General features: G+C 47.3%; 22 protein-coding genes and 1 pseudogene. 15 read left to right on the forward strand and 8 right to left on the reverse strand.

All coding sequences use genetic code 11. The annotated features are described in order from the left end of the window. The first annotated feature begins 37 nt into the window (after positions 1 to 37). The 3 genes from GACE_RS07465 to GACE_RS07475 all read left to right on the forward strand — a co-directional run bounded on the left by GACE_RS07465 (position 38) and on the right by GACE_RS07475 (position 1,692). Complete coding sequence (locus GACE_RS07465; protein WP_048092404.1) at positions 38 to 1,051, forward strand: DUF5305 family protein; 1,014 nt, start codon at positions 38 to 40, stop codon at positions 1,049 to 1,051. Continuing rightward, positions 1,035 to 1,271, forward strand: coding sequence for a winged helix-turn-helix domain-containing protein (locus tag GACE_RS07470; RefSeq protein WP_048092406.1), 237 nt, complete (start codon positions 1,035 to 1,037; stop codon positions 1,269 to 1,271). Before GACE_RS07465 ends, GACE_RS07470 begins: the two co-directional genes overlap by 17 nt. Positions 1,272 to 1,416: 145 nt before the next feature. Continuing rightward, positions 1,417 to 1,692, forward strand: a complete 276-nt coding sequence (locus GACE_RS07475; RefSeq protein ID WP_048092407.1) for a winged helix-turn-helix domain-containing protein — start codon at positions 1,417 to 1,419, stop codon at positions 1,690 to 1,692. 2 nt (positions 1,693 to 1,694) lie between these two features. On the opposite strand, the gene GACE_RS07480 is transcribed toward GACE_RS07475, so the two are convergent. The 3 genes from GACE_RS07480 to moaC are packed head-to-tail and all read right to left on the reverse strand — an operon-like array spanning position 1,695 to position 3,695. Then, positions 1,695 to 2,147, reverse strand: coding sequence for an aminoacyl-tRNA deacylase (locus GACE_RS07480; RefSeq protein ID WP_048092409.1), 453 nt, complete (start codon positions 2,145 to 2,147; stop codon positions 1,695 to 1,697). A gap of 50 nt (positions 2,148 to 2,197) precedes the next feature. Next, entirely contained in the window at positions 2,198 to 3,202 is a 1,005-nt protein-coding gene (gene ilvC / locus GACE_RS07485) for a ketol-acid reductoisomerase (RefSeq protein ID WP_048092410.1), read from the reverse strand. A gap of 28 nt (positions 3,203 to 3,230) precedes the next feature. Beyond that, positions 3,231 to 3,695, reverse strand: a complete 465-nt coding sequence (gene moaC, locus GACE_RS07490; protein ID WP_048092412.1) for a cyclic pyranopterin monophosphate synthase MoaC — start codon at positions 3,693 to 3,695, stop codon at positions 3,231 to 3,233. Between the two features lie 72 nt (positions 3,696 to 3,767). On the opposite strand from moaC, the gene GACE_RS07495 reads away from it, so the two are divergent. Both GACE_RS07495 and GACE_RS07500 read left to right on the forward strand, forming a co-directional pair. Beyond that, entirely contained in the window at positions 3,768 to 4,766 is a 999-nt protein-coding gene (locus GACE_RS07495; protein ID WP_048092413.1) for a sugar phosphate nucleotidyltransferase, read from the forward strand. Then, on the forward strand, positions 4,763 to 6,358 hold the full coding sequence (locus GACE_RS07500) for a radical SAM protein (protein WP_048092414.1): 1,596 nt from the start codon (positions 4,763 to 4,765) through the stop codon (positions 6,356 to 6,358). Before GACE_RS07495 ends, GACE_RS07500 begins: the two co-directional genes overlap by 4 nt. On the opposite strand, the pseudogene GACE_RS07505 reads toward GACE_RS07500, so the two are convergent. After that, positions 6,340 to 7,385, reverse strand: a pseudogene (locus tag GACE_RS07505) (sodium ion-translocating decarboxylase subunit beta). The gene GACE_RS07500 and the pseudogene GACE_RS07505 sit on opposite strands and share 19 nt — an antisense overlap. Positions 7,386 to 7,405: 20 nt before the next feature. Next, complete coding sequence (locus GACE_RS07510; protein WP_048092415.1) at positions 7,406 to 7,663, reverse strand: OadG family protein; 258 nt, start codon at positions 7,661 to 7,663, stop codon at positions 7,406 to 7,408. A gap of 215 nt (positions 7,664 to 7,878) precedes the next feature. Here GACE_RS07510 and GACE_RS07515 point away from each other — a divergent pair, with 215 nt between their 5' ends. The 10 genes from GACE_RS07515 to GACE_RS07560 all read left to right on the forward strand — a co-directional run bounded on the left by GACE_RS07515 (position 7,879) and on the right by GACE_RS07560 (position 18,194). Beyond that, positions 7,879 to 8,205 carry an H/ACA ribonucleoprotein complex subunit GAR1/NAF1 gene (locus GACE_RS07515; RefSeq protein WP_048092416.1) on the forward strand — a complete coding sequence of 109 codons (327 nt, stop codon included), beginning with the start codon at positions 7,879 to 7,881 and terminating at the stop codon, positions 8,203 to 8,205. Next, positions 8,108 to 9,103 (forward strand): transcription initiation factor IIB, encoded by a 996-nt coding sequence (locus GACE_RS07520; protein ID WP_048092417.1) that lies wholly within the window; start codon positions 8,108 to 8,110, stop codon positions 9,101 to 9,103. Before GACE_RS07515 ends, GACE_RS07520 begins: the two co-directional genes overlap by 98 nt. Before the next feature lie 69 nt (positions 9,104 to 9,172). Next, positions 9,173 to 10,414 carry an FAD-binding oxidoreductase gene (locus tag GACE_RS07525; RefSeq protein WP_048092419.1) on the forward strand — a complete coding sequence of 414 codons (1,242 nt, stop codon included), beginning with the start codon at positions 9,173 to 9,175 and terminating at the stop codon, positions 10,412 to 10,414. Further along, complete coding sequence (locus GACE_RS07530) at positions 10,381 to 11,451, forward strand: heterodisulfide reductase-related iron-sulfur binding cluster (protein ID WP_084063695.1); 1,071 nt, start codon at positions 10,381 to 10,383, stop codon at positions 11,449 to 11,451. The genes GACE_RS07525 and GACE_RS07530 overlap by 34 nt, the downstream gene beginning before the upstream one ends. After that, positions 11,448 to 12,617, forward strand: coding sequence for a radical SAM protein (locus GACE_RS07535; RefSeq protein ID WP_048092422.1), 1,170 nt, complete (start codon positions 11,448 to 11,450; stop codon positions 12,615 to 12,617). Before GACE_RS07530 ends, GACE_RS07535 begins: the two co-directional genes overlap by 4 nt. A gap of 24 nt (positions 12,618 to 12,641) precedes the next feature. Then, positions 12,642 to 12,926 carry a hypothetical protein gene (locus GACE_RS07540; RefSeq protein ID WP_148305949.1) on the forward strand — a complete coding sequence of 95 codons (285 nt, stop codon included), beginning with the start codon at positions 12,642 to 12,644 and terminating at the stop codon, positions 12,924 to 12,926. A gap of 33 nt (positions 12,927 to 12,959) precedes the next feature. Then, positions 12,960 to 15,671, forward strand: coding sequence for an alanine--tRNA ligase (gene alaS / locus GACE_RS07545; RefSeq protein ID WP_048092426.1), 2,712 nt, complete (start codon positions 12,960 to 12,962; stop codon positions 15,669 to 15,671). Then, positions 15,668 to 16,426 (forward strand): coenzyme F420-0:L-glutamate ligase, encoded by a 759-nt coding sequence (cofE, locus tag GACE_RS07550; RefSeq protein ID WP_048092427.1) that lies wholly within the window; start codon positions 15,668 to 15,670, stop codon positions 16,424 to 16,426. The genes alaS and cofE overlap by 4 nt, the downstream gene beginning before the upstream one ends. Then, positions 16,405 to 17,418: an ATP-grasp domain-containing protein gene (locus GACE_RS07555; protein WP_048092428.1), complete on the forward strand. Its 1,014-nt coding sequence runs from the start codon at positions 16,405 to 16,407 to the stop codon at positions 17,416 to 17,418. Before cofE ends, GACE_RS07555 begins: the two co-directional genes overlap by 22 nt. Continuing rightward, positions 17,412 to 18,194, forward strand: coding sequence for a sugar phosphate isomerase/epimerase family protein (locus GACE_RS07560; RefSeq protein ID WP_048092429.1), 783 nt, complete (start codon positions 17,412 to 17,414; stop codon positions 18,192 to 18,194). Before GACE_RS07555 ends, GACE_RS07560 begins: the two co-directional genes overlap by 7 nt. A gap of 19 nt (positions 18,195 to 18,213) precedes the next feature. Here the strand turns inward: GACE_RS07560 and GACE_RS07565 are convergent, their stop codons facing one another. Genes GACE_RS07565 through GACE_RS07575 form a run of 3 tightly spaced genes read right to left on the reverse strand, consistent with a single transcriptional unit; the run spans position 18,214 to position 19,979 of the window. Then, positions 18,214 to 18,993, reverse strand: coding sequence for a proteasome assembly chaperone family protein (locus tag GACE_RS07565; RefSeq protein WP_048092430.1), 780 nt, complete (start codon positions 18,991 to 18,993; stop codon positions 18,214 to 18,216). Further along, a complete protein-coding gene (locus tag GACE_RS07570) occupies positions 18,986 to 19,174 on the reverse strand; it encodes an RNA-protein complex protein Nop10 (protein WP_048092432.1) in 189 nt (62 codons plus the stop codon). Before GACE_RS07570 ends, GACE_RS07565 begins: the two co-directional genes overlap by 8 nt. Before the next feature lies 1 nt (position 19,175). Beyond that, positions 19,176 to 19,979: a translation initiation factor IF-2 subunit alpha gene (locus GACE_RS07575; protein WP_048092434.1), complete on the reverse strand. Its 804-nt coding sequence runs from the start codon at positions 19,977 to 19,979 to the stop codon at positions 19,176 to 19,178. Positions 19,980 to 20,150: the final 171 nt, after the last annotated feature.

Below are 20,150 nucleotides of genomic sequence, written 5' to 3' on the forward strand. Positions count from 1 at the left end.
TAATAACGTTTCGAAACAAGATGATGGGGGGAGGAGGATGAAATACGCAAAAATTGTAACCGGAATGTTTCTGGTTCTTGCAGTATTATCGGCCTACTTTCTGATAACGTACTGGGACATACCTGACGAGGAGAAAATGAAAAAGAAGGTGGGATCATTCGGGATTGAAATCAGATTCGTTCCAGTTGCTGAGATAAACTCTCCAACCATAATATTCGGAGACAGAGATACAGTCAGAGGAGGAGATATATTCTTCGCAAACCTCGTTAAAAGATTCTGGTTCGAATACGAAATTAAAGCATCCCCAGGCATCACAGGAGACTATTCAATCAAAACATACCTGAAACCTTCAGAAAGCAAGGTACTCCCCGAATGGAAAAGGGAATTACCCTACAGCTATGAGGGTGTGATCGAGAGCCAGCAGGCCGGAAAGCTCACCATAGACATTTTCTATGTCAGACAGCTCTGGGATAGAATCCAAAAGGAAACCGGACTCAACTACAACACTCCGATTGTCGAAATCGAAACCACAGTCAGCATAATAGGCGACATCAACGGGGAGAAAATCAAGAGAGAGTACAGGCACGTTTCCTCGATGACGGTGGGAAAGACGCTGAAGTTCGGCAATCTTGAGTTCAGCAAAAGCGAGAATATCGAAAGGGATATCGTCGTTCAGAATTACATTTCCACCCCATTCGGCAATGCAAAGCCATCCACCATCAAGACGGTGCTTGCGGCTGTTCTCATCACAAGCATATCGGCAATAATTGTCCTGAACAGAAAATTACTGGCTAGGGGAATAAACTCGAAGATAAACAATGGCAGACTCGACAGGAGGTTCAGAAAGAAGTACGACTCTCTGATAGTTCAGGCGAGAAAGATATCTCCGGCTGCAGGAAACACAGTGTTTCTCAGGAGCCTTGAAGACGTTGGAAAGATTGCCTACGAGCTTGAGTCCCCGATTATAGAGACCGATGAGTACCTGGCCGTGATGTCGAACGGGAATGCATACATTTACAGAAAGGGTGACGGATATGAAAAAAAGAAGTGAACTTGAAATAATGATCAGCATACTCGAAATTGCACGGGATGAAGTTCTGAAAACCAGAATAGTTTACGGTTCAAACCTCAATTTCAAGATCGCAACAAGATACATTGACCGTCTTTCGGAAATGGAGCTCATAATGAAATACCGGAAGGAAGGAAAGACATACTACAAAACCACTGAGAAAGGTTTGAAATTCATAAGAAAATACAAGGAAATGTTCTGAATTCGAATAAAAGGTATTTCACGGGTTTTTCACTTATTGCGGTAATTATGATGAGTTAGCAAAATTATTAATCATAGTAAAATGAAAAGAAAATTATCGAAGATGTTTCGAAATATATCTTCTAAAATAATATAAGGTGAATACAATGCGCCGTACGAGATTCGACATAGTGGTGGATATAATCTGCACGTTAATGAATGGAGGTGCAAACAAGACCAGGATAGTGTATAATGCCAACCTGAACTTCCATCTCGTCGAGAAATATCTGAAATACCTGAAAGATAAAGGATTAATTTCAGAAAAGCAGGTTAACGGAAAAACACTCTATTTTCCCACAGAAAAGGGTGTTGAACTCGTCCAGATATACCGAAGGCTTTCAGAAGAAGATTTTATAGATGGAAAAATATCGACATTCAGGTAACGCTACTTCCTGATTCTCGCAACTGCCGTGCATTCCCGAACAATGTCCCGGGGGCGAATATGGAGCAAATGTCTTTCGTCGCCTCCCCCGCCATATACGCGCTCCATCTCCAGAACCCCCTCATCAAGGAGAATTCTGCAGTTATGTCCAATAGGAGGTACTCCGCCAGCCCGAAATCCGGTTAGCCTTGGGACCTCATCTTTACCCGCAATCCTGACCGGGACTCCAAGGATCCGATGCACGCGCTCAAGGTCCACCGACGAGACGCCATCAACAACTGCCACAACAGGTTCATCTCCAGCAACAAGCACAATGGACTTTACAATCTGCCTCCTGCTGCACCCAAGCGCCTCTGCAGCCTCTTTTACGGTTGAAGCTTTTCCCACCTCAACTATCTCTGCATCAATGCCCTTACTCATGACGTATTCTCTGAGCCAGTCCGATGAGGGAGGCATGGCATAAACCCTGTTTTGCTATACCGTAAGGATACGGCCAAAAATTAAAATTATTCGGTGTTTATTCCCCTGAGCCACGGCATCATTTTCCTGAGTTCCTTCCCAACCTCCTCAATGGGGTGGTTCTTTTCCATTTCAAGGAGTCTGGAATAGCTCGGTCTTCCTGCCATGTTCTCGAGAATCCATTCCCTTGCGAACTCACCACTCTGAATCTCCCTGAGGATCTTTCTCATTTCTTCCTTCACGGATTCGTTAATTATTCTCCTGCCCCTCGTCATACCTCCGTACTTTGCCGTATCGCTGACGGAATACCACATTGCATATATTCCACCCTCATAGATCAGGTCCACAATAAGCTTCAGCTCGTGGAGGGCTTCAAAATAAGCCACCTCAGGCTGATATCCTGCCTCAACCATCGTTTCCCAGGTCGCCTTGATCAGCTCTGCAACACCACCACACAGATCCACCTGCTCTCCAAAGAGATCAGTCTCTGTCTCCTCCCTGAAGGTTGTCTCAATCACCCCGGCCCTCGTGCACCCAATGGCCTTCGCATAAGCTAAAGCGAGATCAAGCGCCTTTCCGCTGTAATCCTGGTGAACAGCAACGAGCGCCGGAACTCCCTTGCCCTCCTGATACATCCTTCTCACAATATGCCCGGGGCTTTTCGGAGCAACCATTGTGACATCAACATAGCTTGGCGGGATTATCTGCTGGTAGTGAATGTTGAAGCCGTGTGCAAACATGAGCATGTTTCCCTCCTCGAGCGCCTCATGGACATATTTTTTGTAAACAGCAGGCTGTACGGTATCGGGGATGAGCATCATGATAACGTCTGCTTCTTCGCTGGCTTTTTCAACTGTCTTAACCACAAGGCCATCTTTCTCTGCCACTTTCCAGCTTTTACTTCCCTCATAAAGCCCTACCACAACATCCACGCCGCTCTCTTTCAGGTTTAAAGCATGGGCATGCCCCTGGCTGCCATAACCGATAACTGCCACCTTCTTTCCCTTCAAAAGCTCCAGATCTGCATCTCCATCATAGTAAATCTTTGCCATGCTCTGAAGTAACATACCTAAATTTAAATTACTTTTCCTTAATTTTCTCAACGACCCGAACATCAGTTATCCTTGTAAACGGATACTGGCCTTTTTCGTCCTTTTCAAGAGATTTGACCATATCCCAGACTGTGAGAAGAGCATTCGTAACACCAACAAGCGCTTCCATCTCTACTCCAGTTTTTCCCACATATTTCACCTCACAGACTGCCTTTATCCGGTCCTCGTGAACCTCAAAGTCTATGGACACCGAGGTTATCTGAAGGGGATGACACAGGGGTATCAGCTCCGAAGTTTTCTTGACTGCAATTGTGCCGGCAACGATTGCCGTGTTCAGCACATTCCCCTTTGCAACCCTGTTTTCGAGAATTGCCCTGATGGTTTCCTTTCTGAGCAGAATGTACCCCTCCGCTCTCGCAACTCTCAGAACATCCTCCTTTTTGCTGACATCAACCATTCTCGCCTTACCCTCGCTGTCAATATGACTGAACATGGCTGAAATAATGAGAAAAACAATATATGTGTTTCCGATATTTTTTTAATTCATCATGTCAAAACAGACACAATGAAGGCAGTGATAATGGCAGGTGGATACGCAACGAGACTGTGGCCCATAACTAAGACCAAGGCCAAACCGCTTCTTCCCCTCGGGAAAAAAACCATAATTGATCACATTTACGAGAAAATAAAACCGTTCGGTTTTGACATAATCGTCTCGACAAATCTCAGATTCAGGGAGGATTTCGAGCGATGGGCAGAGGACAAGGATGTTGAGCTCGTGATAGAGAACACAACAAAAGAAGAGGAAAAACTCGGAGCTGTCAGAGCGCTGCATGAGGTTACAAGCACATTTGATGATGAGGTTCTGGTTATTGCCGGAGACAACATATTCTCTTTCGGGCTTGACGATTTCGTAAACAGGTACGAAGAGATAAAAAAACCGCTCATAGCCCTGTATGACGTGGGAGACTACGATCTTGCCAGAAGGTATGGTATAGCCATTCTTAACGGAGAAAAAATTGTTTCGTTTGAGGAGAAACCGGAGAAACCGAAAAGCACGCTTGCGGGCATAGGAATCTATGCGCTCGACAGAGAGACCAAGGACATGCTCGGAGATTACGTCAGGGGAGAGAGAAAGGACAACCTGGGAGACTTCATTTCATGGCTGATTGACAGGAGAGAGGTTTACGGGTTCGTTTTCGACAACGGTAACTGGTATGATGTCGGAAACCCGGACAGCTATCTCGGAGCGATGAAGGTGTACCTCACACACAGCGTCAGCGAGGATGTTGAGATTGACAGAACATCCAAGATCATCGAACCGGTTGTGATAGAGGGGGGCGTGAAGATAAAGAGAAGAAGCATAATCGGCCCCTATGCGTACATTGGCAGAAACTGCGAGATTGAGGCGAGCGATATCAGCGATTCGGTTATCTTCGATGAAGTCATACTGAGGAAAACGAAGGTCTGGAGGAGTATAATTGACGAGAAGTGCGAAATCAGAAACCTCGAGCTCAGCGGTTCAATCATAGGGGGACATGCGAAAATCCAGAGGGGAGAATGATAGGGATACTCGACGGCTACGTGGACGAGCCGTCATGCTTGGGTGTACCTCCCTACATATCACCCTACCCGAGGTACATCGCAGGAATGCTCGAAAAACTCGGGCTGAGCTGGAAATATGCCACAGTAGATGAGTACAGAAAAAACCCATCAATCTTCGAAAAAGCAGATAAAATAATCGTCATTGCTGGAATAGCCGTCCCGGGAAAATATCTCGGTGGCAAACCACTATCCCTGCGAGAGCTACCTGCAGTTTATCCTGAAAAGGAGAAAATCCTGGTGGGACCCATCACACTTGAACTTGACGAAGAGATTGACGGCTATGAAATTCTGCAGTTCCCCTTCGAGCATGCTCTGTACGAAAGACTTGGGGGAGAAGTCAGAGACTTGAGCAGAAATTTCGTTAACGAGTTTGCAGTTCTCGGAGCAAGGGTTGTCAGACAGCATCCGGATTACCCCCATGTGGTGTGTGAGATAGAGACGTACAAGGGCTGTTACTGGAAGAAATGCAGCTTCTGCATAGAAAGAATCCACAGAGTGTCTATGAGATCTCCGCACATGGTCATAGCAGAGATGAAAGCCCTTTACAATCAGGGAGTCAGGCACTTCAGGCTTGGAAACCAGACAGATTTCTTCACATACATGGGTGATTTCTCCAAGGAGTTTCCCAGACCTGACCCGGAATTCATGAAAAATTTCCACCGGGCAATATGGAAGGAATGTCCCAAGATAAAAACACTCCACCTCGACAACGTGAATCCAAAAACGATTGCGGAGTATCCTGAGGAGAGCCGGGAGATTATCAAGACGATTGTGATGTACCAGACGCCCGGCAATATAGCCGCAATGGGTATGGAAAGTGCCGATGAAGCGGTCATAGAAAAGAATAACCTGCTCGCAACACCCGACGATGTTCTCTTCGCAGTGGAGCTTATCAACAGATACGGAAAAAATGTGGGGTACAACGGCCTTCCCTACTTCCTCCCGGGATTGAATTTCGTTTTCGGCCTTAAAGGTGAGACGAAAAAAACATTCGAGAAAAACTACGAATTTCTGATGGACCTGCTCGAAAGAGATCTGCTCGTCAGAAGGGTTAACCTGAGACAGGTAAAGGTTTTTCCGTCAACGCCAATGGCTGAAACCGGTGACAGGAACGTGAGAAAGCATAAGAAATATTTCAAAATTTACAAGGAGAGGATAAGAAGAGACTTTGACAGAGTCATGCTCGAGAAGATCGTCCCAAAAGGCAGACTGCTTACAGACCTCAGAGTTGAGACAGTGGAGGGAAAAATCAGTTACGCAAGACAGGCAGGAACATACCCGCTGCTCGTCGGTCTCGTTGGAGTCTTCGAAAGAAACACGATTCTGGATGCCAGAGTGATAGATTACGGGAGGAGGAGTGTAACGGCTCTGCCGAAAATAGACATAAACAGCGCCACATTGCTGCAGATCGAATCTGTACCGGGTATAGGAAAGGGGACAGTTTCAAAAATAGCCCTGAGCAGACCTGTAAAAGACATATCTGATCTCGAAAAGATTATTGAGGATAAAGCCAGGATTCTTGAAAAATATTTTCACATACCCAGCAGCTGAATGAACGCTCCGGCTACAACCGCAGTCCCTATGACTCCGGCAACATTCGGCCCCATCGCATGCATCAGGATGAAGTTGTCTGGGTCTTCTTCAGCGGCAAGCCTCTGAACAACCCTCGCAGACATCGGAACGGCTGAAACTCCAGCAGCACCGATCATGGGGTTTAGTTTCTCACTCAAAAACAGATTCATCAGCTTCGCGAGGAGCACACCGCCAGCTGTTGCTGAAGCGAACGCAGCAACACCGAGGGTCAAAACGAAGAGTGTGTCAAGCCGGAGGAACGAGGAAGCTGCATTGTCGAGCCTATGCTCAGCCCGAGGATTATGGTCATTATGTTCAGCAGTTCCTCGCTTGCACCTTTTGCGAGTCTGTCTGTAACACCACTCTCCCTGAAAAGATTCCCTGCCATCAGCATGCCCACAAGAGGTAAAGCTGAAGGAACAAGGAAGCCCGTTACGAGAGTTACAATGATCGAAAAGGCTATTTTTTCATTTTTTGAGACATCTCTCAAGGGCTTCATTCTCATCCTCCGCTCTTCCCGGGACGTGAGTGCTTTTATGACAGGGGGCTGAATGAGCGGGACGAGAGACATGTAGCTGTATGTTGCAACGGCTGTTACAGCGAGAAGGTGAGGGGAAAGGGCAGTGGTGATGTAGATCGTCGTGGGACCATCCGCCCCACCAATGATGCCTATGCTGGCAGCCTCGGCAGGATTGAACCCGAGCAGCGTTGCAAGCATGAAAGCCACAAAGACGCCAATCTGCGCTGCTGCACCAAGGAGGAAGGTCACCGGGTTTGCAATCAATGGTCCAAAATCAATCAGCGCACCGATACCCAGAAATATCAGGAGGGGGACTACTTCAGTTTTTATCAGATATTCAACGAATAGGGCCAAGATGCCGTCTACAGCCATGTCCGACGATGGGATGTTGACGAGCATCGCCCCAAACCCTATTGGAACAAGCAAGAGAGGTTCCATTTTCCTGAATATGCCGAGGTAAATCAGGAGCAGAGCTATGGCAATCATCAGCAGTTCTCCCAGCAATTTCACCACCTGTAGGACATTTTCCAGCTGGTCCCCTCTCTTTCTATCTCAGGCACAGTTATGCCCTCTTCTTCGAAAGCTTTAACAGCTGAGACCGCAGCGGCAACCAGATTCACGTCTGTTCTGCCAGAAGGGTGCTCTTTTTCTGGTCTTCTTACCCTCCCGAAAATCAGTGAGAGCGACCATATAGCAAACGTGAGGATAGCGAGCGTAAAAAATACTGTCAGAATCCCATACGCCACAACGTACGCTGGATCCATGAATCGAGATCGTGTAAAACATATAAAAAGTTGGTGATTAATTATTATTCACCCAATTAGGATGCATCTCCAGAAATTTGACCGGTAGATGTGCAAATGGGGGCAGATTTAACCGGAACACGGAACAATTCCCAAAAAATTTTTAATTCCGAATCGGGTAAAAAATATATCATTTTCGAAATGTTTATATATTCGACCCGAGAAAAGTAAGACTTGTGCTAAAAAAAATAGGAAGGGTTTTGCACATATCAAAAACGGGTAACGTGATACTATCGTCAGTTCCGGATTACCTCCCAAAGGAGGGTTCTCCAGTATACAACAAGAGAATGGAGAAGATTGGCTTTGTTTACGACATTATCGGCCCGGTGAAGAATCCATTTCTGGTTGTAAAACCCTTCAAGAGGAGGATTATCGAGGAGGATATTCTTTTCACGGTGGTGGAAGATGGTAGAGGTAGAAAGGGTAAGGGAAAAGGAAATCGAAAGGAAGGAAAGAGAAAAGGAGCTGGAAAGAAAGGAGGTAGAAAGAGAAGAAACAATTGAAGTCTGTCCCGAATGCGGAAGCCCACGACTCATCAGAGACTACAGAAGGGGCGAATTCCTCTGTCAGGATTGTGGTTATGTTATTGAGGAGACGTTTATCGACTCCGGTCCGGAGTGGAGAGCCTTTGACAGCGAACAGAAGGAGAAGAGGGCAAGAGTTGGAGCGCCCATTACATACACCATACACGACAAGGGACTTACAACCATAATAGACTGGGCGAACAAGGATTATTACGGCAAGGCAATTTCGGTCAGAAACAGGGCTCAGCTATTCAGGCTGAGAAAGTGGCAGAGAAGAATAAGAATAAGCAACGCTACCGAGAGAAACCTTGCCTTTGCTCTTTCTGAGCTTGACAGGCTTGCATCAGCTCTCGGTCTGCCGAAAAGTGTGAGAGAGATTGCATCCGTTATCTACCGAAAGGCGGTGGAGAAGAACCTGGTGAGAGGGAGGAGTATCGAAGGTGTTGTTGCTGCTGCACTCTATGCGGCATGCAGACAGGCTGGCGTTCCGAGGACCCTCGACGAGATAGCGGCATACTCAAGAGTTGACAGAAAGGAGGTTGGAAGGACATACAGGTTCATCGCGAGAGAGCTGGGACTCAAGCTGATGCCTACAAGTCCGGCAGACTACATACCGAGATTCTGCACGGCCCTTGGACTGAGCGGAGAGGTCCAGAAAAAGGCGATTGAGATCATCAAGAAGGCTGAGGAGAAGGAGCTTACGAGTGGTAGAGGGCCTACCGGAGTTGCTGCTGCGGCAATATACATTGCATCCATACTCAGCGGAGAGAGGAGAACTCAGAGAGAAGTTGCAGAAGTAGCTGGAGTCACAGAAGTTACAATCAGAAACAGGTACAAGGAGCTGGCCGAAAAACTCGGAATCGAGATAATACTCTGATTTTTAACTATCAATCGATATAATTTTTCATTCAGTGAAATATTTATAATTCCGCATACAGTTTCTATTGTGCCAGAGACCAAGCTTGAAGAGAAGCTGATCAACATATTTGGTCAGGATGATGTCCTGTTCGGCACTGCAGCTCTCAAAGCGTATTCTACCGACGCAAGTCCTTTTACAGGCAATGCTCTGGCGGTTGTAAGGCCAGAAAACCAGTTTGAGGTTTCAGAACTTTTGAAACTGGCAGCTCGTCACACAATACGGGTAACACCGAGAGGCAGCGGAACTGGTACTTCGGGTGGCGCGGTTCCCTCGAACTCGATTGTGGTGGATATGAAGAAAATGGACAGAATTGAAGTTCACGAGGAAGACATGATTGCATACGTTCAGGCTGGAGTGATCATCCACGATCTGAAAAACGAGCTTGAGAAACATGGGCTATTCATTCCCCCAGAGCCGGGAAGCGTGAGAATCGCAACCATCGGGGGTTTTGTGGCCAATAACGGTGGAGGAAAGAGGGGACTGAAATATGGTTCAATAAAAAATTTTGTTACGGGAATTGAGGCTGTGCTGCCAGACGGTGATATCATCAGCACTGGCTCCAGAACCCACCGGAATCCGGAATGCGCTGCAGGTATATTTGCAGGGAGTGAGGGGAGACTGGGGATAATAACAGGAATATATCTCAAAACCCTCCCACTCCCGGAATCCAGACACACCGCACTTGTGAGAGTGTCTGAACTCTCAGAATTACCCGTCATTCTGAAAAAGATTTTAAAGCTGTTGCCTGACGCCGTGGAGTTCATTGACCGCCGATGTGTTGAATTGCTGGACCTGGGAACCGGAGAACTTATAGCTGTTGAGTTCTTCACGTCCGAATCAGAGATGGACAAACTGGGCATAAGATACGAAAAGCTTGAGGGTGGAGAAGAACGGAAATTCTGGGAAATGAGAGAGACCCTCGGTGTCGAGATAGCAAAAAAGGGGACGAGAATATACGCCGCAGAAGATTTCGCTGTTCCATTTTCCAAGCTCGCCGGATTCATCAATGCCGTGTATTCTCTTGAAGAGAAATACAACGCTGAGATATACATCTACGGCCACCTCGATACAGCAAACATCCATCCCGCAATAGTCTCGGATGACTTCAGGCATTCGCTGATGTTTGCGGAAGAACTGTACAGCATTGCAGAGAAATTTGAGGCAACAATTGGAGAGCATGGGACTGGCAGGAGGTGGGATGTGAGAGGAGATGAGCTTTACAGGAGGTTGAAAAGGTGCCTCGACACCGGGAACATACTGAATCCGTAAACATCTGGGCCTTAAGATGTGCAAAATGTGGAAGGTGTATTGTTGACTGCCCCACATACCTCGCAACAAAGTGGGAGCATTTGAGTCCGAGGGGGAGAATCATCCTTTCGTTTCACGCTGAAAACGACTCCGAGCTGATAAAATCGACGTTCAGCTGCCTGACATGCGCGATGTGCGAGGTTGTCTGCCCCTCAGGAGTGGAGGTTACAAACCTGCTTGAAACAGCAAGAAAGAGATTCGTTGAAATCGGTGCTGTGCCTGAGAGACTGTCAGAGTTTTTCGGAAAAATGGACAGATCAGGAAATCCTTATGGAATTGACGTCGAAACCTACGACCCTTCCGGGCAGGTCGATATCCTGTACTATCCGGGATGCACATCCCTTCTGAGAGAGCGTGAAATTTTCGAAAGCAGCGTGAAAATTCTGAAAAAACTTGGTGTGAGATTTGCGATAGAGTTCAAATACTGCTGCGGGTCCACAACACTGAGAACGGGAGGAAGTGAAAAATTTGCGAGAAGAAACTTTGAGAGATTGCGAGAAATCGTTGAAAAAACAGGGGCAAAAAGGATTATTGTATCGTGTCCGGGTTGCTACAGAACAATTGCAAAGGATTATCGAAAATTCGGTGAAATTGGTGCAGAAGTTCAGCACATGGTGGAATTTCTTGCAGAGAATGCCGCCAAACTTGGTCTGAGAAGGGAGAACATCAGGATTGCTTTCCACGATTCCTGCCATCTGGCCAGGCACATGAAGGTGGTTGAAGAGCCGAGGGTCGTGCTGAGAAGGATGGGGACGCTGGTGGAGGCAGAACAGCACGGTTTGAGTTCGTTCTGCTGTGGAGGCGGTGGGGGCGTTAAGCTCTCGTACAGGGACATTTCCAGAGCCGTCAGAGATATGAGAGTTGCCCAGCTCAAAAAAACTGAAGCAGAGGTTATCATAACCTCCTGCCCGTACTGCTACAGAAACCTGAAAAACAGCGGGGGAGGATTAAATATAAAAGATATCACCATATTCATTGCCGAGAGGTTGAAAGAATGATCGGTCTGAGCAAGATGGTTGGTGGAGAAATCACTGTCTCGGAAAGGCTCACGTATGGTGGCAGAGAAAAGATTCCGAAAAAACTCGTTGAGGCCAGCAGGAAGCCCATTCCGGTTACTGTCTGGAACGTCACGGCGAGATGCAACCTTAAGTGCGTTCACTGCTACGCCGATGCTGGAGCGAAGAAAGAAGGAGAGCTTACAACCGAGGAGGCAAAAGAATTCATCGATGATCTGGCAGAGATGAAGGTCCCGGTTCTGCTTCTCAGCGGTGGAGAGCCGCTGATGAGGGAGGATATCTTCGAATTGATAGAACATGCCAAATCAAAGGGCCTTTACGTATCCCTGTCAACAAACGGAACGCTCATAAACGATGACGTTGCCGGAAGGCTGGCCGAACTGAAGGTTGATTATGTCGGTATAAGCATAGACGGTCTTCCAGGCACAAACGACAGATTCAGAGGATTGCGGGGCGCATTTGACAGGGCTCTGAACGGAATTCTGAACGCAAAGGAGGCAGGGCTCCTCACAGGAATAAGGTTTACCGTTACCAGGCTGAACCTCAGGGAGGTTCCGGAAGTAATAGACCTACTGGTAGAACATGAAATTCCGAGATTCTGCCTGTATCACCTCGTTCCTTCTGGAAGGGCAGACTTTGAGATAGACATCGATTTCAAAGAGAGAAGAAACCTCATGGAGTGGTTATTCGAGAAAGCAATAGAGCTGAGGGATTCCAAGGAAAAAACGGAGCTTCTAACAACAGATAATCCGGCAGACGGAGTGTTCTTCTACCTGAAACTGAAGGAAATGGATGATAGTCTTGCCGAAGACGCACTCAGATTCCTGAGATACAGGGGAGGGGATAGCTCGGGATTCAGGATAGCTGATGTTGATATGTTCGGAAACGTGCATCCAAACCAGTTCTGGTTCGACCATACGGTGGGAAACATAAGAGAAAGGAAGTTCAGCGATATCTGGCTTAACCCCGAAGATGAGCTGCTCATAAAGCTAAGGAAGAAGACGGAATACATCAGAGGAAGGAAATGTGGAAGCTGCAGATTCAAGAGCGTATGTGGAGGTTTCAGACTGAGAGCCATGAGGTTTGGGGACCTGTGGGGAGACGATCCAAGCTGCTACCTGTACGAGGAGGAGATAGGGTTAGCTTAAAATAGTTTCAAACCGAGTATGGACATGAACCCTGATGCTACCCTGAAAGAGTTTCTTGATGAAGTCAGAGAGATATTTGCCTCAAAGAAAGCCGTCAACATTTACGTTTACGATGCACCCCTCGAAAAAATTGAAGAGCTCGTGAGGAAGGGCTACACGCTCGGAAGTGCAATGAGTTCCAGCAGCGGAATAAGGGCCTATGCAACCAGGAATGTGGTTGCAGGAGAATTTGAGGTTACACTGACCGTATATTCGGACAGCATGACTCTCGAAAAATACCTTGAGCTGAGAAAAAAGCTCGAACAGTAAAGATTATATCCTTCTCCCAACCCTATTTTCCTGATGAGTCTCGATAAAGAATATCTGGATATCACATACCTGGCAGAGAACGGTTTTGTCAGAAAGAAGTGTCCAAAATGCGGAAAGTACTTCTGGACTGCTGACGAGAGCAGAGAAGTTTGTGGAGACCCACCATGCGGGACCTACACGTTCATCGACAGTCCGGTTTTCAAGAAGAGGTTCTCCCTCGACGAAATGCGAGAATACTATCTTTCCTTCTTCGAAAAAAGAAGCCACACAAGAATAGAGAGATATCCGGTTGTGGCAAGATGGAGGGACGACATATACCTCACGATAGCGAGCATAGCGGATTTTCAGCCATTTGTAACCTCAGGCGTCGCTCCACCTCCTGCCAACCCGCTCACAATATCCCAGCCGTGCATCAGAACAGATGACCTCGATTCAGTGGGGAGAACCGGAAGGCACCTCACACTTTTTGAGATGATGGCCCACCATGCATTCAACTATCCCGGTCAGGAGATATACTGGAAGAATGAAACCGTAAAATACTGTACGGAGCTGCTTGGCGAGCTTGGAGTCAGGAAAGAAGACATAGTTTACAAGGAGGAGCCATGGGCAGGTGGTGGCAACGCAGGACCGTGTCTCGAGGCGATAGTTGGTGGGCTTGAGCTTGCCACGCTGGTTTTCATGAATCTTGAAGAGCATCCCGAAGGAGATATCGAAATAAAGGGCGTGAAATACAGGAAAATGGCAAATTACATCGTGGACACCGGTTACGGTCTTGAGAGGTTCGTATGGGCATCCCAGGGAACACCCACGGTCTATGACGCCATATTCGGGAAGGTTGTCGATTCGATTTTCGAGAACAGCAATATACCATTCTCAAGAGAGGACGAAAAGGTAAAAGAGATTATAGCAGAGAGCTCCAAACTGGCGGGAGTTATGGGCTCCCTTCGTGGAGAAAAGCTGCTCGAACTCAGAAAGAGCATAGCCGGAAAATTCGGTATTGGAGTGGATGAGCTCGAGAAGATTGTGGTCCCGCTTGAGAAGGTCTACGCCCTCGCAGACCACACGAGGACGATACTGTTCATGCTCGGAGATGCTCTTGTCCCCTCAAACGCAGGTTCGGGATATATAGCAAGGCTGATAATCAGAAGGAGCCTCAGAATGGCTGATGAGCTCGGTCTCAAGCTCAATCTGTTCGACCTTGTAAGCCTCCACAGGGAGATACTGAAGGGCTTTAGCTTCGATGTACCCATGGAAACAATTCAGGAAATCCTCGAACTTGAAGAAAGGAGATACAGAGACACAGTATCCAAGGGAATCTCTCTTGTGGAGAGGACAATAGAAAAGAAGAAGACCATCGAAAAGAGGGATCTCGTAGAGTTCTACGATTCACACGGAATTCCGCCGGAAACAGTTGTTGAGATAGCAAAGAGCAGAGGAATAGAAATTGAACTTCCCCAGGACTTTTACGCTGAACTTGCAGGAAGACACGCAAAAGGTGAGAAGAAAGAAAAGAAGAAGTTGCTAAGCAAGGAATATCCTCCGACAGAAAAACTGTATTACAGCTCCAGACTTTTCGAATTTGATGCCAAGGTTATTGGCGTTGAAGGCGAATACGTGATACTGGACAGGACGGCATTCTACCCGGAGAGCGGTGGGCAGGACAGCGACACGGGATATATTGAATACAACAACACAAAAATCGAGGTTACAGAGGTTGTAGAAGAGAACGGAGTCGTTTTACACAGGGTGGCTGAAAAGCTCCCCGAAGGGGCAGTGATAAGAGGGGTGATCGATCGGGAGAGACGACTCAGGCACATGAGACACCACTCGGCAACACATCTCCTGCTCTACGCACTCCAGAAAAAGCTCGGAAAACACGTCTGGCAGGCGGGAGCCAAGAAAGAATACGGCAAGGCAAGGTTGGACGTGACCCACTATAAGAAGCTGACAGACAGAGAGATCAGGGAGATTGAGCTGGAAGTTAACAGAGAGATCATGGCAAACAGAGACGTAACGTGGGAGTTCATGGACAGAATCAAGGCAGAGCAGACTTATGGCTTCAGACTCTATCAGGGCGGAGTTCCACCCGGAAGAGAAATCAGAGTTGTGAGAGTTGGAGATGACGTTCAGGCCTGTGGAGGCACCCACGTGGAGAAGACAGGCGAGATTGGAGTGTTCAAAATACTGAGAGTTGAGTCAATACAGGACGGAGTTCTGAGATTTGAATTCGCTGCAGGAGAGGCTGCGCTGGAACACATAGCAAGAGAAGAGAGTCTTCTCAGGGAATCAAGCAGTATCCTCAGAGTTCAGCCAGAGATACTGCCAAAGACGGTGCAGAGATTCTTTGACGAATGGAAAGACCAGAAGAAGGAAATCGAGAAGCTGCAGGAGAAGGTTGCTGAGCTTGTTGCAGAAAAACTTGCGTTCAACGCTGAAAGCTATGAGGACGTGAAGATTGTCGTTGAAAACCTGAACGAGAGGCCCGAACAGCTTGCGAAAACCGGAATAGAGCTTGCAAAAATGGGATACGTAGGAATCCTCTTCGCAGATTACAACGGGGCAAAGATAGTGGCGTTCAGCGGGGATGACAGGGTTGACGCAAGAGACCTGATGAAAATCGCCGGAAGACTGTCAAAGGGTGGCGGAGGTGGAAGAAAGGACCTCGCCCAGGGGGCCGGAGAGAGAATTCCGGACAAGGATGAAGTGGTCGCAGAGATAATCACATTCCTGAGAAAGGTACTATGATCCGGGTGTTCAGGTTAGAGGGTGTTCCAAGAATCAGAAAAGGGGACAATCTGGCAGAGATTTTTTCCTCTCTTTTTGAATTTCAGGATGGAGATGTCCTTGCGGTATGTTCCACAGTGATTTCAAAGGCAGAGGGTAGAGTTGTCAGGCTTGAGGACATCGTTCCGGGCGAGCGTGCAGTAAAACTGGCTGAGAAACTCGAAAAAGACGAGAGGTTCGTTCAGGCAGTAATTGATGAAAGCAGGGAGATACTCATTGAGCACCCTTTCATACTCACACATGCATGGTTCGGAAACATCTGCGTCAACGCAGGGATAGACAATTCCAATGTTGAGGAGGGTTACCTGCTCCTCCCGCCAGAGAATCCAGATGAGTCAGCAGAGAGGCTGAAAAACGAGATTGAAAGGATAACCGGAAGGAATGTTGGCGTGGTGATAACCGACACCAACGGCAGATGTTTCAGGAAAGGTGTTGTTGGCGTGGCAGTAGGCATCTCCGGTGTAAAGGCTCTTGAGGACTGGAGGGGGAAAAAAGATCTCTACGGACGGGAGCTTGAAGTTACTGTGGAGTGCATCGCAGACGAGATCGCAGCATTTGCCAACATGCTGATGGGGGAGGGGGACGACGGTGTCCCGGCAGTTGTTTTCAGAGGACTGGATGCTCTCGGAAACGGAAGCATGAAAGAGATTTACAGGAGAGAAGAAGAGGACATTATACGGAGGATAATAAAAGAATGGAAGACAGAAAATTCCTGATAGTTGGGAGCAATGTAAGAAACGTAGCCGAATCTGCCAGAAAAGCTGGTTTTGAAGTATTTGCGCTTACGAAACATGTGGATGCGGATCTGAAACTCTATGCAAAAAAAATCTTCAGAATTGACGATGAATCCCCGGAATGGGTGAAAGATAAGGCCCTGACCATTTCGGAAGAGCTGGACGCAGAGATCGTCTGGCACTCAGGCTACGAAGTCCTCGGAGACAGAAGGCTCAAAAAAATCGTGAACAAGAGAAAGTTTTACAGCGAGCTTGAGAGGGCAGGTTTCGACTTTCCTGAGATTCTTGACGACGGAGAGTCAGGAATACTGAAACCCGTAACGGGGGGAGGAGGTGAAGGAATAAGGCTCTCCAGCAGAGAAGAGGATGGCCATATCCTCCAGAGATATGTAGAGGGGATACCCTGCTCGGCGTCGGTGATCTCAACAGGAAAGAAAGCACTGGCCATCTCATTCAACAGGATTCTCGTCGGGGATGTGAATTTCGGTGCAGGGGAATTCAGATACTGTGGAAACATAACCCCGTTCAAACACGAGTTTGAAGACAGGGCAAAAAGGCTTGCAGAGGAACTTGCCACCTATTTTGAGCTTGAAGGAAATATTGGAGTTGATTTTATTATCGGAGACAGAGTATACGTCCTTGAGATAAACCCGAGGTTTCAGGGGAGTCTCGATGCAATTGAGTGGGCATACGACATAAACCTGTTCAGGATGCATCTGAACGCAAAGGCGGGAAAGCTTGAAAGCTGCAGACCCAGAAGGTTTGCGGGGAGAGCCGTGGTGTTTGCAGAGCGGGAGATTAAGATAAAGAATTCTCCCACTGGAAACCCATTCTTTGCAGACGTGCCTGAGAAGAACCAGATTTACAGGAAAGATGATCCGCTCGTCAGCGTTCTCGCCTCAGGAGTGAGTGAGCATGATGTTTACAGAAAGCTTTATGAGAGAAAAGAAATCTACAGGGAGATAGCATGCTGATCCAGTTTTCCTCCATGTTTCTGTATGAATACAGCCTTGAAAGGTTAGCAGAAGCCTGCAAAAAGGCAGGGTACGACGGAATTGAGTTCTGGATCGAGACTCCACACTACTGGATAGATAGAGATTTCAAAAAGATAGAGGCGATTTCAGACTCAATAACGTCCCTCCACTGTGCAATTTTTGACCTGAACCCGTGCAGCGTCAATCAGGAGGTTGCAGAGGCGACACTGAAAAGCAACCTGCATGCAGTAAACGTGGCGTCAAAGCTCGGGGTGGGGATGACCGTGCATGCGGGAAAAAGGAGTGCCAGCAGGGAACCGGTGATTGAAGATATCATCGCAAACGAAAAATACTTCAGGGTGCTTTCAAAATACGCCAGAATAAAGGATGTAGAACTTTTTCTCGAAAACAGCGAGCCTCGCATAAACTATCTTTGCAGAAACTACGAGGATGTCGTCGAGTGTGCAGAAAGGTTTGGTTTCAGACTGACATTCGACATAAACCACGCGATGAAAAACGGAGACGCTGAAAAATACCTTGAGTCAGTGGAAAGAATCAGAAATGTGCACATCAGCGGGAATTCAGGCGGACTGCATTCCGCATCGAGACACGATGAGAACATCAGGAACATCCTGCAGGAACTTGCAGATCTGGGATACAGCAGCATGATTACCGTTGAACTGGATGACCTTGCGTACGGTCAGCTCAGCTTCGAAAAAAAGGTTGAAGAGCTTGCAAAGGAAAGGGACTTCATCGAAAGCGTGTTCAAAAGGTAAAAAATCAGGAAAAGTGATTTTATCTGAAATACCTCAGATCCTCGTCACTCTTGAACTGTACAGTCTGGGCTTCCTGCATCTCCTTTATCTGTGCTATCAGCTTTTCCATTTCCTTGGCTCTCTCTTCGAGATCCTCCACACTAACACTCAGGTTAAGCAGCTTCATGAGCGTTTCAAGAACGACCTTTGCGCTTTTTGGATCAACCATGTAGCCCGAAGTCGTTCCCATCAGGCATGCGGCGGGAATGTTCTCAAGCATCGCCAGACCAATTATAAGCCCTGCAGCACCAATGATCCCGCCTGCGGGCTCTCCATTCTCAAATTTAACCCCTACATTTGAAAGTTCGCCTATCAGCGATTCACTGTTCACCGCTCCAATGACGTAAGGCTCATCTATCAGCTTTCCGACTCCATAGCCACCGAGGGTGTAAATCCTGCTCACCCCGAATTCCTTCGCAATCATTATGTAGGCATTTGCAAGCTCGAAGTGCCCTTCATTGCTTATACTCTGGTAGTCACCAACCAGAATGAGCAGATCGGGTGTGTTTCCATCACCCCTGTAGGCATAAACCTCATTGTTCGGAATTTTGATGACGCCCTTCTCATCGACCATTACCTGGGGTGGAAAATGATGAGAATATATCTCAACCACCTTTTCCACTTCGAGAACCTTCACAAGGTGATCGGCAACGAGCTTTCCAACATGTCCTATACCGGGCAGTCCCTCAATCATCACCGGATTTCTCAGCCCGACCTCTTCAGGTTTTTTCAGAAATCTCACATCAACCCTATCAATCATTTATACACCTCCTGATCCAGAAACCTCTCTGTTTCCTGAGCATCCTTCTGTATTTCCCGTACGGATCCTCAGGAGAGAACCTCGGGGGAATCGGCATGTACGTTCTGCCCCTGCACAGAGGGCATGATTCACTCAGAGTGTACCTGCCGCATTCGCAGCATTTTCTAATCCGGGATTTCATATCAGATTGCCTCTCTTACGAAGTTTGCCTCACCGCCGAGTTTTTTCATTGCCTTTGTGACATCGTCAATAACCTTTTTGAGCAGGGTTTCAGCTGCCTTGTAGTCCTCAGTCCTGATAACTATTCTGTATTTCGGAGCACCGACATATTCAACTTCTATCTCAGCACCATCGCTGCGATATTTCTTCACAACAGACAGAGCCTTTTTTATTCTTTCTATTCCGTCAGGTGCGAAGGATTTCAGCTCAAAGTAGCCCCTAACGCTGACAGTCGAGGGCTTAATATGTTCTCTCGCAAGCTCGGCTATTTCTTTCGCAAGCTCCTCCCCTGCAATCTTGGCTATAACCTCGTAGCCCTCATACGCCACCTCTTCAAAAGCAGCATATATGCTGTCAAATTTTCTCAGCAGCTTTTTCCCTATCTTCTCAAGCTCCTTTCTGTCGACACCAACCTTTTCCCCGGCAATTTCGAGCCATTTAAAAGCCCTCTGCTCGCTCTTCCACTCCTGAAGCTTTTCCCTTCTCTGTCTTTCATTGACGTCTTTTATGCTCAGATCTATGTGACCCCTCTTGGGATTGGTATCGAGAACCTTGCACACCACCTTCTGCCCTTTTTTGACATGGTCTCTTATATCCTTGATCCAGCCCGGAGCCACCTCGCTGATATGCACAAGTCCCTCCCTGCCCTCATACTCATCGAGACTCACGAACGCTCCAAAATCCATTACTCTCGTAACCGTGCCAATAACAATTTCCCCTTTTGATGGAAATCCTGATCTCCTGATAACAAGCCTTTCCTCACTCATCAGTCAAAGAATCTGCTTTGCAGTATTTTAAGGTTTGGTGAACTGAATTCACAAAAATCGTTTTACCGAACTTTTCAGAGATCAGCACATGCGTGATACATATCACAGAGAAGGCTTGGATGTGATTCACATTCAGCAGGGGGACATAGTTCTGATTGAGATAAAAGACGA

It is taken from the genome of Geoglobus acetivorans, assembly GCF_000789255.1.
Classification (GTDB): Archaea; Halobacteriota; Archaeoglobi; order Archaeoglobales; family Archaeoglobaceae; genus Geoglobus; species Geoglobus acetivorans_B.

Coding starts and splice junctions, on each gene's coding strand:
- GACE_RS07465 (WP_048092404.1), top strand. CDS start 38: ATGAAATACGCAAAAATTGTAACCGGAATGTTTCTGGTTCTTGCAGTA.
- GACE_RS07470 (WP_048092406.1), top strand. CDS start 1,035: ATGAAAAAAAGAAGTGAACTTGAAATAATGATCAGCATACTCGAAATT.
- GACE_RS07475 (WP_048092407.1), top strand. CDS start 1,417: ATGCGCCGTACGAGATTCGACATAGTGGTGGATATAATCTGCACGTTA.
- GACE_RS07480 (WP_048092409.1), bottom strand. CDS start 2,147: ATGCCTCCCTCATCGGACTGGCTCAGAGAATACGTCATGAGTAAGGGC.
- ilvC (WP_048092410.1), bottom strand. CDS start 3,202: ATGGCAAAGATTTACTATGATGGAGATGCAGATCTGGAGCTTTTGAAG.
- moaC (WP_048092412.1), bottom strand. CDS start 3,695: ATGTTCAGTCATATTGACAGCGAGGGTAAGGCGAGAATGGTTGATGTC.
- GACE_RS07495 (WP_048092413.1), top strand. CDS start 3,768: ATGAAGGCAGTGATAATGGCAGGTGGATACGCAACGAGACTGTGGCCC.
- GACE_RS07500 (WP_048092414.1), top strand. CDS start 4,763: ATGATAGGGATACTCGACGGCTACGTGGACGAGCCGTCATGCTTGGGT.
- GACE_RS07510 (WP_048092415.1), bottom strand. CDS start 7,663: ATGGATCCAGCGTACGTTGTGGCGTATGGGATTCTGACAGTATTTTTT.
- GACE_RS07520 (WP_048092417.1), top strand. CDS start 8,108: ATGGTAGAGGTAGAAAGGGTAAGGGAAAAGGAAATCGAAAGGAAGGAA.
- GACE_RS07535 (WP_048092422.1), top strand. CDS start 11,448: ATGATCGGTCTGAGCAAGATGGTTGGTGGAGAAATCACTGTCTCGGAA.
- GACE_RS07540 (WP_148305949.1), top strand. CDS start 12,642: ATGAACCCTGATGCTACCCTGAAAGAGTTTCTTGATGAAGTCAGAGAG.
- alaS (WP_048092426.1), top strand. CDS start 12,960: ATGAGTCTCGATAAAGAATATCTGGATATCACATACCTGGCAGAGAAC.
- cofE (WP_048092427.1), top strand. CDS start 15,668: ATGATCCGGGTGTTCAGGTTAGAGGGTGTTCCAAGAATCAGAAAAGGG.
- GACE_RS07555 (WP_048092428.1), top strand. CDS start 16,405: ATGGAAGACAGAAAATTCCTGATAGTTGGGAGCAATGTAAGAAACGTA.
- GACE_RS07560 (WP_048092429.1), top strand. CDS start 17,412: ATGCTGATCCAGTTTTCCTCCATGTTTCTGTATGAATACAGCCTTGAA.
- GACE_RS07565 (WP_048092430.1), bottom strand. CDS start 18,993: ATGATTGATAGGGTTGATGTGAGATTTCTGAAAAAACCTGAAGAGGTC.
- GACE_RS07570 (WP_048092432.1), bottom strand. CDS start 19,174: ATGAAATCCCGGATTAGAAAATGCTGCGAATGCGGCAGGTACACTCTG.
- GACE_RS07575 (WP_048092434.1), bottom strand. CDS start 19,979: ATGAGTGAGGAAAGGCTTGTTATCAGGAGATCAGGATTTCCATCAAAA.